The organism is Domibacillus antri (assembly GCF_001936625.1).
GTDB classification, from domain to species: Bacteria; Bacillota; Bacilli; order Bacillales; family Domibacillaceae; genus Domibacillus; species Domibacillus antri.
The window spans coordinates 1-13029 of record NZ_MSDU01000036.1 but is presented as its reverse complement, the minus strand read 5'-3'; the positions used below and the strand labels follow the sequence as shown (position 1 = coordinate 13029).

At 45.9% G+C, this 13029-nt stretch carries 12 protein-coding genes; 7 read left to right on the top strand and 5 right to left on the bottom strand.

Annotation, left to right across the window (positions count from 1 at the left end):
- Window positions 1–123 precede the first annotated feature (123 nt).
- Window positions 124–636, bottom strand: a complete 513-nt coding sequence (locus BTO30_RS13660) for a gamma carbonic anhydrase (protein ID WP_075399277.1) — start codon at window positions 634–636, stop codon at window positions 124–126.
- Window positions 637–742: 106 nt separating this feature from the next.
- On the opposite strand from BTO30_RS13660, the gene BTO30_RS13655 reads away from it, so the two are divergent.
- From BTO30_RS13655 to BTO30_RS13645, 3 genes are read left to right on the top strand one after another with little or no spacing between them, the layout of a single operon-like run.
- Window positions 743–1552 (top strand): alpha/beta hydrolase, encoded by an 810-nt coding sequence (locus BTO30_RS13655; RefSeq protein ID WP_075399276.1) that lies wholly within the window; start codon window positions 743–745, stop codon window positions 1550–1552.
- A gap of 9 nt (window positions 1553–1561) precedes the next feature.
- The gene (locus tag BTO30_RS13650; protein ID WP_075399275.1) at window positions 1562–2635 is read left to right on the top strand and encodes a tetraprenyl-beta-curcumene synthase family protein; all 1074 of its coding nucleotides are present in this window, start codon (window positions 1562–1564) and stop codon (window positions 2633–2635) included.
- A 52-nt stretch (window positions 2636–2687) separates the two neighbouring features.
- Window positions 2688–3686, top strand: coding sequence for an LLM class flavin-dependent oxidoreductase (locus tag BTO30_RS13645; protein ID WP_075399274.1), 999 nt, complete (start codon window positions 2688–2690; stop codon window positions 3684–3686).
- 220 nt (window positions 3687–3906) lie between these two features.
- On the opposite strand, the gene mnmM is transcribed toward BTO30_RS13645, so the two are convergent.
- Window positions 3907–4482 carry a tRNA 5-(aminomethyl)-2-thiouridylate-methyltransferase MnmM gene (gene mnmM / locus BTO30_RS13640; protein ID WP_075399273.1) on the bottom strand — a complete coding sequence of 192 codons (576 nt, stop codon included), beginning with the start codon at window positions 4480–4482 and terminating at the stop codon, window positions 3907–3909.
- On the bottom strand, window positions 4479–5435 hold the full coding sequence (mnmL, locus tag BTO30_RS13635) for a tRNA modification radical SAM protein MnmL/YtqA (protein WP_075399272.1): 957 nt from the start codon (window positions 5433–5435) through the stop codon (window positions 4479–4481). Before mnmL ends, mnmM begins: the two co-directional genes overlap by 4 nt.
- A 252-nt stretch (window positions 5436–5687) precedes the next feature.
- On the opposite strand from mnmL, the gene leuS reads away from it, so the two are divergent.
- The gene (leuS, locus tag BTO30_RS13630) at window positions 5688–8099 is read left to right on the top strand and encodes a leucine--tRNA ligase (protein ID WP_075399271.1); all 2412 of its coding nucleotides are present in this window, start codon (window positions 5688–5690) and stop codon (window positions 8097–8099) included.
- A gap of 19 nt (window positions 8100–8118) precedes the next feature.
- A complete protein-coding gene (locus tag BTO30_RS13625; protein ID WP_211272847.1) occupies window positions 8119–8424 on the top strand; it encodes a rhodanese-like domain-containing protein in 306 nt (101 codons plus the stop codon).
- A 251-nt stretch (window positions 8425–8675) separates the two neighbouring features.
- Here BTO30_RS13625 and BTO30_RS13620 read toward each other — a convergent pair whose 3' ends face one another.
- Window positions 8676–9935 carry a BaiN/RdsA family NAD(P)/FAD-dependent oxidoreductase gene (locus tag BTO30_RS13620; protein WP_075399270.1) on the bottom strand — a complete coding sequence of 420 codons (1260 nt, stop codon included), beginning with the start codon at window positions 9933–9935 and terminating at the stop codon, window positions 8676–8678.
- Between the two features lie 118 nt (window positions 9936–10053).
- Here BTO30_RS13620 and BTO30_RS13615 point away from each other — a divergent pair, with 118 nt between their 5' ends.
- The gene (locus BTO30_RS13615) at window positions 10054–11664 is read left to right on the top strand and encodes a putative polysaccharide biosynthesis protein (RefSeq protein ID WP_075399269.1); all 1611 of its coding nucleotides are present in this window, start codon (window positions 10054–10056) and stop codon (window positions 11662–11664) included.
- A gap of 29 nt (window positions 11665–11693) precedes the next feature.
- Window positions 11694–12404 carry a pseudouridine synthase gene (locus BTO30_RS13610; protein ID WP_075399268.1) on the top strand — a complete coding sequence of 237 codons (711 nt, stop codon included), beginning with the start codon at window positions 11694–11696 and terminating at the stop codon, window positions 12402–12404.
- A 43-nt stretch (window positions 12405–12447) separates the two neighbouring features.
- Here BTO30_RS13610 and BTO30_RS13605 read toward each other — a convergent pair whose 3' ends face one another.
- Window positions 12448–12669, bottom strand: coding sequence for a DeoR family transcriptional regulator (locus BTO30_RS13605; RefSeq protein WP_075399267.1), 222 nt, complete (start codon window positions 12667–12669; stop codon window positions 12448–12450).
- Window positions 12670–13029: the final 360 nt, after the last annotated feature.

Genomic DNA, 13029 nt, shown 5'->3' with positions numbered 1-13029 from the left:
TAAAAAGACTGCCTGAACATCTCGTTCAGGCAGTCTTTTTTTGCTGATAGGAATTCAGAATGTAAAGGAAGAAGTCATCATACATTTAGGAAAAGCTGTCTTTAACAGCTTCGGGTTCTTCAGTTACTTTTGAATCGATTTATAATATTGTCCTTTTTCCGCGTATTCACGCACGATCCGCTCCATGTCTTTCCGGTCATCTTCATTAATCTCACGGATGACTTTCGCTGGGCGGCCAAATGCCATGGTGTTTGGCGGAATGACTTTTCCGGGCGGGACAAGGCTGCCGGCTCCGATGAAGGCTCCTTCTCCGACTTCAGCATTATCTAAAACAATCGATCCCATGCCGACCAGTGCACCTTTTCTGATTTTGCAGCTATGTAAAATGACTTGATGGCCTATTGTGACGTTATCTTCAAGGATGAGCGGGTTGTTTGGACTTTGATGCAAAACAGAATTGTCCTGTACGTTGACACGTTTGCCGATTATGGTTGGCGCCACATCACCGCGGATGACCGTGTTGTACCAGATCGTCGACTCCTCGCCAATTGCCACATCACCTGTAATGGTCACAAAGTCTGCTATAAAGGCTGACTCTGCAATGTCCGGTTCTTTTCCATTGTACGGATATATCATGATTGAAACCCCTTTCTTATTTTGAATCTATCGTTTTATTTTATCGGACGGGAAAAGATTTGTATAATAGAAAAAACGACTGTCGTTTTTGAAGGAGAGAATACATATGTGGAAATGGGAATGTGAAGGGAAGCCAAAAGGTGTCATCGTCATGGTGCATGGTGCGCTTGAGCATCATGGACGGTATGGCTGGCTCATTGAGATGTGGCGCCGGAATGGGTTTAACGTTGTGATGGGTGATTTGCCTGGGCAGGGAATGACATCGCGGGCGAGACGCGGCCACATTTCATCCTTTACTGAATATACAAATGAAATTTCGGACTGGGTAAGGGCTGCGTTTCAATTTGATGTGCCTGTTTTTTTACTCGGCCACAGCATGGGAGGCCTTATTGTCACCCGTTATTTGCAGGAACAAAAGCCGGAACTTGCAGGTGTGATCTTATCGTCACCGCTTTTTAAAATGAAGCATGCTCCCTCAAAGCATTTAAACGTCATGTCACACGGCCTCAATTCGGTCACACCGTCCTTAAAATTTGATTCCGGTATTACCGTTGAAATGGCAACACGCAATGAAGAAGTGCGGGCATTTGACCAGGACGATCCGCTGTTTGTCCGAAAAGTATCGGTCCGCTGGTATCGTGAAATTGTGCAGGCGATTAAAATAGCGGCAGCGGGTCTAGGTGAAATACCCGATATCCCGCATCTTATCATGCAGGCTGGTGATGACAAAGTAACGGATGGAAGTGCTGTCCGCGCATTTGTGAAAAAAATGGATGTGTCCGAGCTGCAGTATAAAGAATGGCCGGAATTGTATCATGAAATTTTTAATGAACCGGAGCGGGAAGATGTGTTTCAATATGCGCTTGATTTTGTTCATAACCGGCTCCGCGCACTCGGTTTTATTATTGAAAAGTGAGGTAAATTGATGACGGTCCCTAAAAATTCGCTTTTATTAATGCGAAAAATTTATAAAGATATTTTTCCGGCAGTGAAAGCGGAATGGAGCAAATGGAAAGTGCTGGCGAATAAAATACCAGATCAAGAGCTTCGTCAGCAGGCGCTCGATGTATATGAAAAAAAGTATTTTCACTGTGAAGCTGGCGGTGTGATTTCGTTGCTTGCGGGTGAAAAATCAGCGGATGCAATTTCGTTTATTGTGCCGTATCAGCTCATTTGCGATTATCTCGATAATTTGTGCGACCAGACGACATCGTTTAATCCTGATGACTTTGCGGCGCTGCACGAAGCACTCCACGACTGCTTTTTTCCGGGCCAGACCAAAAGCGATTATTACCGCTTCCGTGACACGAAAGACGACGGAGGCTATTTAAATGCGCTTGTGGAAGGCTGCCGGCGGATTGTGGCTAAAACCCCTTCATTTGCGGCTGCAAAACCGCATGTGCTTGATTTAAGCCAACATTACAGTGAACTGCAAATTCATAAGCACGTGCGCGAGGAAGAACGGGAAGAGCGGCTGATCCGCTGGTTTGAAAGCTATAAGGCGGATTTGCCGGAAATGACATGGTACGAGTTTTCGGCCTGCACCGGTTCGACGGTTGGCGTGTACTGCTTAATGTCGTGTGCGATGCAGCCGGCTTTTACACCGACGTATGCAAAAATGGTGCGTGACTGTTACTTTCCATATGGACAGGGTATTCATATTTTGCTGGATTATTTCATTGATCAAGAAGAAGATCTCGAAGACGGCGAGTTGAATTTTTGCACGTACTATGAAAATGAAACCGTCATGATGGATCGTTTTTTACATTTTTTACAGAAAGCAAAAGAAGGGACAGAGCGGCTTCCGCATGCGAAATTTCATTCATTTTTAATTGAAGGCATCGTGGCGGTGTATTTATCCGAAGAGAAAGCAGCCGCAAAGAAAAGCGTGCGTCATCAATGCCGTAAGCTCGTTCATACAGCTGGCCCGTCAAGCATGTTCTTTTATTGGAATGGCCGCACATACAAAACATGGAGAAAATGGCGCCGGGCACAATAATAGATTTTTCTCGTGTTCCGAAATAGAATGGACACACGAGAGGTGAAAAAGGATGAAGGTAAACATTTTAGACCAGTCGCCGATTTCAGAAGGAAAAACGGCGGAAGAAGCATTGCGGGAAACAGTGGAGCTTTCACAGCACGCTGAGAAATTAGGGTACAGCCGGTTCTGGGTATCGGAGCATCATGACACGACAACGCTGGCCGGCTCGTCACCGGAAGTGCTTCTCTCATATATGGCAGCGAAAACAAACACCATCCGGCTTGGGTCCGGCGGTGTGATGCTGACGCATTACAGCGCCTATAAAGTGGCGGAAAATTTCCGCGTTCTTTCTGGTCTGGCACCCGGCCGGATTGATCTCGGTGTTGGCCGGGCGCCTGGCGGCATGCCGCGTGCATCGTTTGCACTGTCGGAAGGACGGAAGCGGGATTCGGCTCGTTATCCGGAACAAATTGATGATGTTTTGGCTTATTTACACGATCAGCCGGTTCCGTATATTTATAATGGCGTACGCGCAACGCCAATTGTGCAAAAAGCACCTGAATTGTGGATGCTTGGGTCCAACCTGTCAAGCGCTGTGCTGGCAGCGGAAAAAGGGCTTCCTTATACGTTTGCCCGCTTCATTAACGGAGATGAAGGACGGGAGGTTTTGAAAGAATACCGCGACCAGTTTCAGCCTTCTGCCTATTTGGATCAGCCTAAAAGTATGGCGGCCGTGTTTGTTATTTGCGCGGATACGGACGAAGAAGCAGACTTTCTTGCCGGCAGTCTTGACTTGTCGTTAATGATGTCGGCACAAGGTATCCCATCAAATGGAACCCCATCGCCGGAAAAGGCAGCGGCGTATTCTTATAATCAATATGAAAAAGTTCATGTCGAAGAAAACCGGAAGCGAATGATTGTCGGCGGTCCGAAAACCATTCGTGCTGAGCTGGTTCGATTACAGGAAGAATTTGAAACGGATGAGTTAATGGCTGTTACGATTTTGTACGACTTTGAGAAAAAGAAACGGTCATTTGAACTGCTGGCCGATGTGGCAAAAACGATATAAAAACACGCCCGCAGATCGTGCATCCGCGGGCGTGTTTTTATATGGAACGGTGTCAGTCTCCGATTATAAGGCCGGAATATTTGAAAAAAGGACGTATTATTGAAATGTGGGCCGGAAAAAGGGTGTGCCGGGCCGGATTCGGGATTTTCCGGCCTTCGGGAGCCAGAATCCGGCCTGAGAAAAAATTTTCCGGCCGTCGCGCTTAATAATCCGGTTCTATTTATCCCCGTTTTTCAATGGCAATAATAAACGGCGGATTGTTGGCCTGGTTAATGAATTCGTACCGCATCACATGAGCCTGCTGCTGATCAAGAGATGCGGCAAAAGAAACAACAGCATCCCGTTCTATAGCTCCTTCTTCGTGGCCGTGGTAAATGACGAGCACAATGACACCGCCTGGCTTCATTATGTTAAATAACTGCTTGACCGCGTCAATTGTCGTCTCCGGTTTCGTGACAATGGTTTTGTCGCTTTTTGGCAAATAGCCGAGGTTGAAAATGGCAGCGGAAATCCTTCCATGATCCAAAGCGGGAATCAGTGCTGCCGCCTGTTCATGTCCGGCATGAAAAAGAGAAACACGGTTTAAAAGACCCGCCTCGCTTAAACGCCCGCTTGTTTTTTCGATCGCCTGCTTCTGCACATCGAATGCGTATATCCGTCCAGATTCCCCTGCGAGATTCGCTAAAAACAGCGTGTCATGTCCATTTCCGGCTGTGGCGTCTACGACAGCATCACCAGGTGACACTGCGTTTTCGAGCAACTTTTGCGCGAATGGTAAAATGCCGTCGAGTGTCATAGGTGCAGGGCTGCTCCTTTATAAAATTTCCCCTGCCAGCTGCCGCGGCGGACGAGTTCCGCATCAATCGCATTTAAGACTTCCCACTTATTGACGCTCCACATCGGGCCGACCATTAAGTCGATCGGGCCATCGCCTGTAATGCGGTGAACGATCATTTCCGGCGGCAAAATTTCGAGCTGATCCACGACGAGATTGACATAGTCATCGAATGATAAAAATTCGAGCAGTCCTTTTTCATACTGTTTCACAAGCGGTGTTCCTTTTAATAAATGCAGCAGGTGAATTTTAATGCCTTGCACGTCAAGATCCGCAATGGTTTCCGCTGTTTCCATCATCATTTCCGGCGTTTCAAGCGGAAGGCCGTTTATAAGATGGGAGCAGATGCGAATATTATGTTTGCGAAGTTTTTCAACTCCTTCGACATATGTTTGAAAATCATGGGCACGATTAATAATGCGGGCTGTTTTTTCATGGACGGTCTGCAGGCCGAGCTCGACCCATAAATACGTCCGTTCATTCAGTTCGGCTAAATAATCGACCACGTCATCGGGCAGACAGTCGGGACGGGTCGCAATCGATAAAGCCACCACGTCATCCTGTTTTAAAACACTTTCATATTTTTCGCGGAGCACATCAACAGGTGCATGCGTGTTTGTATATGCTTGAAAATAGGCCATGTATTTGCCGTTTTTCCATTTTTGATGCATTTTACTTTTGATATCGTGAAACTGCTTTTCAAGCGGATCGACACGGTCGCCGGCAAAATCGCCGGAACCGGCCGCGCTGCAAAAGGTGCAGCCGCCGAACGCGACCGTGCCGTCCCGATTCGGGCAGTCAAAGCCGCCGTCAAGTGCGATTTTAAACACTTTATGCCCAAAGTGCTCTCTCAAATGGTAGTTCCATGTATGGTACCGTTTATCGTCGCTCGCGTACGGAAACGGGTTTGTCATCATCCATTCCTCCTTCAATACTCCGCTAAAATTTTAACATGAACATCCTCCCGGGTAAAATGCGCTTGCATATTAACCGAAGTTTTTTTACAATGAGAGATAAAGATTAATGAAGAGTCGGCAATGGTGCAGGCTGGTTAACATTCACAATTGGGTGGTACCAAGGGAAGAGACCATTCTCTCCTGTCCCATATTTTGGGGCGGGAGTTTTTTCATTTGTAGATTATAGAAGATGGAAGGCAGGTTCAACGAATGAATTTCGATCATAAGCAAATTGAACAAAAATGGCAGCACTACTGGGAAAATAATAAAACATTTAAAATGAATGAAGAGACAGATAAGCCAAAATTTTACGCGCTTGATATGTTTCCGTATCCATCCGGTGCCGGGCTTCACGTCGGCCACCCGGAAGGCTATACAGCGACGGATATTTTAAGCCGTTTCAAGCGGATGCAGGGCTATAACGTGCTTCATCCGATGGGCTGGGATGCGTTTGGACTTCCGGCGGAGCAGTATGCACTTGATACGGGGAACGATCCGGCTGAATTTACCGAGCAGAACATTAACAACTTCCGCCGCCAGATTAAATCACTCGGCTTTTCATACGATTGGGACCGGGAAATTAATACAACCGATCCGAACTATTACAAGTGGACGCAGTGGATTTTTCTGCAGCTGTATAAAAAAGGGCTTGCCTATGTAGATGAAGTACCGGTGAACTGGTGCCCGGCGCTTGGCACTGTACTTGCCAACGAAGAAGTCATCGACGGAAAATCCGAGCGCGGCGGTCATCCGGTTGAACGCCGTCCGATGAAGCAGTGGATGCTGAAAATTACGAAATATGCGGACCGTTTGCTTGAAGACCTGGATGAGCTCGACTGGCCGGACAGCATTAAAGAAATGCAGCGCAACTGGATCGGCCGTTCTGAAGGGGCGGAAGTGACGTTTGCGATTGATGGTTACGATGAAACATTTACGGTGTTCACAACACGTCCGGATACATTGTTCGGTGCGACTTACGCTGTTCTTGCGCCTGAGCATCCTTTCGTTGATAAAATAACAGCAGCGGAGCAAAAAGAGGCTGTTGAAGCGTATGTTAACCAAGTCAAATCGAAAAGCGATCTGGAACGTACAGACTTGGCGAAAGATAAAACGGGTGTATTTACAGGTGCATACGCAGTTAATCCGGTCAACGGTGAAAAAATGCCGATCTGGATTGCGGACTATGTATTGATCACATACGGAACAGGCGCCATTATGGCTGTACCTGCCCACGATGAACGCGACTATGAATTTGCGAAAAAATTCGATTTGCCGATTAAAGAAGTAGTGGCCGGCGGAAATGTAGAAGAAGCGGCCTATGCAGGTGATGGACCGCACGTGAATTCTGATTTTCTTAATGGTTTAAACAAAGAAGACGGCATTAAAACGATGATTGAATGGCTGGAAAAGGAAGGTGTCGGCACGAAAAAAGTAACGTACCGTCTCCGTGACTGGCTGTTCAGCCGCCAGCGATACTGGGGTGAGCCGATTCCGATTATTCACTGGGAAAACGGCACAACAACGGCTGTTCCGGAATCAGAATTGCCGCTTGTTTTACCGAAAACAACGGAAATTCGTCCGTCCGGAACAGGCGAATCGCCGCTTGCGGTCATTGAAGACTGGGTCAATGTTGTGGACCCGGAAACAGGCAAAAAAGGCCGCCGCGAAACGAATACAATGCCGCAATGGGCAGGCAGCTGCTGGTATTACTTGCGTTTTATTGATCCAGACAATTCGGAAGCCCTGGCCGATCCGGAAAAACTAAAACGCTGGCTGCCGGTTGATATTTACATTGGCGGAGCGGAACACGCAGTTCTTCACCTTTTATATGCGCGTTTCTGGCACAAAGTTTTGTATGATATCGGCGTTGTTCATACGAAAGAACCATTCCAGAAATTGTTTAACCAAGGCATGATCCTTGGTGAAAACAATGAAAAAATGAGTAAATCGAAAGGCAACGTTGTCAATCCGGACGAAATCGTCGAAAGCCACGGTGCGGATACGCTTCGTCTTTATGAAATGTTCATGGGACCTTTAGATGCGTCTGTCGCATGGAGCACAACCGGACTTGACGGTGCCCGGCGCTTCCTCGACCGAATCTGGCGTTTGTTTGTGAATGAAGATGGAACGCTCACCCGCAAAGTAACCGAAAACAGCTCCGAGCTTGAAAAAGTGTACCATCAAACGGTGAAAAAAGTGACGGATGACTATGAGGGACTGCGCTTTAACACAGCCATTTCACAAATGATGGTATTTGTGAATGAAGCGAATAAAGCTGAAACCATTCCAACTGCGTTTGCAGAAGGGTTTGTGAAATTATTATCGCCGCTCGCACCGCATTTGGCAGAAGAACTTTGGGAAAAGCTCGGTCATACAGAAACGGTTACGTACGAAGCGTGGCCGGAATTTGATGCCTCGAAGCTAGTCGATGACGAAGTGGAAATTGTGCTTCAATTAAATGGAAAAGTAAAAACGAAATTAATGGTTTCAAAAGATGCGACGCGGGAACAAATGGAAGAGATTGCGCTGGCGGATGAAAAATTCCAGGCGGATCTTGCCGGAAAAACAATCCGTAAAGTGATTGCCGTTCCAGGGAAACTTGTGAACGTCGTCGCTAACTAATTTTGAAGGGATGATCAAGATGATTCCAACAATTACGGCAGAAGAAGTAAGACAAAAGCTTGAAAACGGTGAAAACCTCGCATTGATCGATGTTCGTGAAGACGTTGAAGTGGCGGAGGGGATGATCCCGCAGGCTGAACACATTGTCATGAACACAATTCCAGACAATTTGGACCGTCTCGACAAGGAAACAGATTATATTATTATTTGCCGATCCGGCATGCGCTCGGAAAACGTATCGCGCTACTTGATCGAAAATGGCTACAAAGCGACAAATATGACAGGCGGCATGCTTGAATACACAGGCGAAACAGCGCCGAAATAAGAAAAAGCAAAAGGGATGTCTCAAAAGCTCATTGAGACATCCCTTTTTATTTCTATAGCCGGATTTTTTGCACTTTGGGCCGGTTTCCTTGTCATTTAGGCCGAATTTCTATTAATTAGGCCTTCATGAGGCAGAATCCGGCTTTCCTGTCGATAAATCGGTCTGAAGGACTCACAATCCGGCCTTCACCATAGACAATATGTGGATAATATTCATCGTCTTTTTGGAGAAATGTTAAGTTAGCACTCTTGTTACTCTTTATTCAAGCGCGCCGCATTTGTGCCGGCAATATGGCCGGTAATGAGAGCGGCTGTAATATTGTAGCCTCCCGTGTAGCCGTGGATGTCGATAATTTCCCCGCAGAAAAAGAGGCCCTGTTTCTTTTTCGACGCCATCGTTTTTGGTTCAATTTCTTTTACAGATACGCCTCCGCCGGTGACAAACGCTTTTTCAAGCGGCAATGTCCCGTTGACAGCCATTTTAAATGATTTTATGAAGGAAGCAAGTTCCCGAATCGCAGCATCCGATAGTTGATTGCCGGGAATATCTGGATCAATTCCGGCCCGTTCAAGCAAAAAGTGTAAATAACGCTCGGGCAGCAGTCCTTTTAAGCTGTTTTTTACCGCTTTTTTCGGTTCTTCTTTCAGCTGTTTGCGTATTTCGACTCCGGCCTCATGTTCATTGCCGTCAGGCCACGCGTCAATGGACATGTAAACAGGTGCTCCATTTTTTTTCAATTCTTTCACGACATATTGACTGCAGCGAAGTGCTGCAGGGCCGGATACTCCGAGATGGGTAAACAGCATATCCATACGGTGTGTGACAATCACTTTCCCTTTTTTGTTCAGCACGGATAAGCCGACATCTCGCAATGCAAGCCCCTGCATCGAGCGGTTGACGATAAACGGTTCTTTTGAGGTGATCGGAACTTCTGTCGGGAACAGCTCGGTCACGGTATGGCCAGCCCGTTCTGCCCATGGATACCCGTCGCCGGTTGATCCCGTCTGCGGAACGGCTTTGCCTCCTGTGGCAAGAACGACAGCCCCGGCACTAATTTCTTCACCGGATTTCAACCGGACACCGGTGATCCGGTCATCGTTCATCAACAATTTTCCGACAGGCGATTCAAGACGCATGTCAACACGCAGCCGCTTCAGTTCACCAAGCAGTGCTTCCACGACATCCTGCGCCCGGTTTGATACCGGAAACATGCGGCCGTGATCCTCTTCCTTCAATTTAACGCCAAGATTTTCAAAGAAACGGATAATATCTTCATTGCTGAAAACAGAAAACGCGCTGTACAAAAACCGTCCATTCCCCGGAATATGGCTGATAATTTCTTCCACAGGCAACCGGTTCGTCACATTGCACCGTCCGCCGCCTGATATTTGCAGTTTGTTGCCCGGTTTTTTTCCTTTATCAATTAACAGTGTGCGTGCGCCGGCACGTCCGGATGCGATTGCCGCCATCAATCCCGCCGGTCCGCCACCCACAACGATAACGTCGTACATATCAGTCACCTCATCTTCAAACTTTGTTCATTATAGCAGACGGGAAATAAATTGTCAGAAACGATTGGAAGAGTTACACTATCTATTGGTGTTCTATTTTAAAAATGAGGGATTAATCATGTCATCCAATTTAATACGCGGAACGTTCATCTTAACGCTCGGAACGTTCATCTCCAAATTTCTTGGTCTATTTTACGTCATTCCTTTTTACAGCATTATTGGCGGGAAAGAAGCAGCTGCTTTGTACAGTTACGGGTATGTGCCGTATACGATTTTTATCAGCATCGCAACGGCCGGTGTGCCGCTTGCTGTATCAAAATACATTTCTAAATATAATGCGCTTGAAGAATATGCAGTCGGGCGAAAATTATTTAAATCAGGCTTAGTTCTCATGTCATTGACCGGAATGGCTGCTTTTATTGTCATGTATTTATTTGCGCCGTTTTTTGCACAATTATCGATTCCAGACAGTGAACAAGTCTATACGGTTGAGCAGGTAACAAGTGTTATTCGTGCGGTCAGTTTTGCTTTAATCATCGTTCCATTTATGAGTTTAATGCGTGGTTTTTTTCAGGGTCATCAATCAATGGTCCCTTCTGCTGTATCAACCGTTGTTGAACAAATTGCCCGCATTGTTTTTTTGCTTGCCGGCGCATATATTGTCATTCATTTAATGGGCGGTTCGGTTGTGACGGCAATCAGTGTGGCAACGTTTGCGGCGTTTATCGGTGCTGTATTTGGCCTTCTCGTTTTATTTTGGTATTTCTTTAAGCAGAAAAAAGATCTGGATGAGCTGTTAGAAAAAGATAAAGGGCAGGCAGACGTATCATTGACAGGCATGTATTCTGAAATTGTCGTTTATGCCATTCCGTTTATTTTCGTTGGTATTGCCATTCCGCTTTACCAAGTAGTGGATCAAATCACATTCAGCCGGGCGATGTCAGCCATCGGTCTTGCAAAAGAAGCAGACGCAGCTTTCGGTATTTTAAATTTCAGCACGCAAAAACTGGTGATCATTCCTGTGTCTCTTGCAACGGCATTTGCTATGACACTCGTTCCGCTGGTGACCAGTTCGTTTGTAAAAGGAGATTTGAATGTTGTGAAAAGGCAGCTTGATCAAACCTTTGAGGTGCTTCTTTTCTTAACAATACCTGCTGCGATTGGGATTACATTGTTGTCGGGTCCTTTTTACACTGTTTTTTATGGCTTTGATCCACTTGGCACGGATGTATTGCGTGTCTATGCGCCTGTCGCGATCTTGCTTGCTTTATTTTCAGTGACGGCGGCGATTTTGCAGGGAATCAATGAACAGCGCTTTACAGTGCTGAGTTTATTAACGGGGATTTTGTTCAAACTTGCCTTTAATATTCCGTTAATCAAACTGTTTGAAACACAGGGTGCTGTATATGCTACTGCCATCGGCTTCAGTCTATCCATTGTGATGAACTTGCTTGTCATTCGTCATTTTGCCGGCTATTCATTACGGCCTCTTGCAAAGAACATTGGATTAATCGCCATATTTAACGGGGCAATGTCCGTTGTGGTCATGGCATTGTCAATCGTCTTACGTTTGGTACTTGATGAACAATCACGTATTCAGTCCCTGTTCATGATTATGATTTGTGCAGCCGCCGGAGCAGTTGTGTATTTTGCACTGAGCAGCAAAGCAGGGCTTTTAGATACATTGTTCGGATCAAGGCTGGATGGGATTAAACGAAAACTCCGCTAAAAAAAAGCATAATGGAAAAGAGGAACAATATGCGTTTAGATAAAATGCTCGCCAATTCGGGAATCGGTTCCCGGAAAGAAGTAAAAAAGCTCTTGAAAAGCGGGGGTGTGACGGTTAATGGAAAAATGGTGAAAGATGCAAAAATACATGTCGACCCTGAAACTGATGATGTTCAGCTGTTTGATGAACCAGTTGAATACCGTGAATTTATTTATTTAATGATGAACAAGCCGGACGGCGTCGTGTCTGCAACGGAAGATAAACGGGATGAAACGGTTATCGATTTGCTTGATGATAAGCATAAGCACTTTGAGCCGCATCCGGTTGGCCGTCTTGATAAAGATACGGAAGGATTTTTGCTTTTGACAAATGATGGACAATTATCACATCAGTTATTATCACCAAAGCACCATGTTCCGAAAACGTATTTTGCGCATATAAAAGGGCAGGTGACAGAAGAAGATATAAAAGCTTTTGCCAATGGTGTCACACTCGATGACGGCTACGTAACGAAGCCGGGCGAACTCGTTATTTTATCGAGCGGTGAGGAATCGGACATTGAACTGACAATCACAGAAGGAAAGTTTCACCAGGTGAAGCGCATGTTTTTAGCAGTCGGGAAAGAAGTGCTGTATTTAAAGCGTTTATCGATGGGACCGCTGAAGCTCGATGAATCGCTTGAACTCGGCGAGTACCGTGAATTGACTGAAGAAGAAGTGTCTATACTAAAAGGAAACTGAAAAAACGGCTGTCCGCTATGGGACAGCCGTTTTATTATAAACATTATGACGTCATTCGTACCTTTTTTTCTGTTGTCGTCCATTTTCCGCGGGTTGGACTAAAGACAAGCTCATTATAAGCCAGTACATTTAAATCGCGTTGAATGGTGCGCGGAGTGATGCCGAACTCATCTACAATATCCTGTGTCGTCACAGTTCCATTTTCTTTTATAAACATGTAGACGGATTTAATGCGATTCAGCATCCGGTTTGTAGTCGGTTTCAAAAAACCACTCCCTCATCATTTTTCCCTGAGGCATAACAACAGACGGCAGCAACAATCTTATTGGTTTGATGAAGTGTCTCAGACATCTCCTTTGCACAAAAATATGGATCAAAGGCTAAGAGTATAACGCCTTTGCGGCCCGCTTTCGGCAGGTCTAAAGTGTCTGACAACTACAGTTTACTGTATTTACTCATATTTTGCTAGAAAAAAGGCTGAATTTACATTAAATTTACACGCGTGTTGATTAACCAGAATCATGCAGTTTCCTTCCAGTGACCCTCAAAATAATGATGTAGAAACAAGGCCATTTCAGCCTTCCATTCAAACGGCAGCGCACCGTAAAGAAGCATTCGCTGAAAA

Bases quoted from the DNA above. Each gene is read 5' to 3' on its own strand.
- BTO30_RS13660 (WP_075399277.1), bottom strand. From the start codon at position 636: ATGATATATCCGTACAATGGAAAAGAACCGGACATTGCAGAGTCAGCC.
- BTO30_RS13655 (WP_075399276.1), top strand. From the start codon at position 743: ATGTGGAAATGGGAATGTGAAGGGAAGCCAAAAGGTGTCATCGTCATG.
- BTO30_RS13650 (WP_075399275.1), top strand. From the start codon at position 1,562: ATGACGGTCCCTAAAAATTCGCTTTTATTAATGCGAAAAATTTATAAA.
- BTO30_RS13645 (WP_075399274.1), top strand. From the start codon at position 2,688: ATGAAGGTAAACATTTTAGACCAGTCGCCGATTTCAGAAGGAAAAACG.
- mnmM (WP_075399273.1), bottom strand. From the start codon at position 4,482: ATGACACTCGACGGCATTTTACCATTCGCGCAAAAGTTGCTCGAAAAC.
- mnmL (WP_075399272.1), bottom strand. From the start codon at position 5,435: ATGACAAACCCGTTTCCGTACGCGAGCGACGATAAACGGTACCATACA.
- leuS (WP_075399271.1), top strand. From the start codon at position 5,688: ATGAATTTCGATCATAAGCAAATTGAACAAAAATGGCAGCACTACTGG.
- BTO30_RS13625 (WP_211272847.1), top strand. From the start codon at position 8,119: ATGATTCCAACAATTACGGCAGAAGAAGTAAGACAAAAGCTTGAAAAC.
- BTO30_RS13620 (WP_075399270.1), bottom strand. From the start codon at position 9,935: ATGTACGACGTTATCGTTGTGGGTGGCGGACCGGCGGGATTGATGGCG.
- BTO30_RS13615 (WP_075399269.1), top strand. From the start codon at position 10,054: ATGTCATCCAATTTAATACGCGGAACGTTCATCTTAACGCTCGGAACG.
- BTO30_RS13610 (WP_075399268.1), top strand. From the start codon at position 11,694: ATGCGTTTAGATAAAATGCTCGCCAATTCGGGAATCGGTTCCCGGAAA.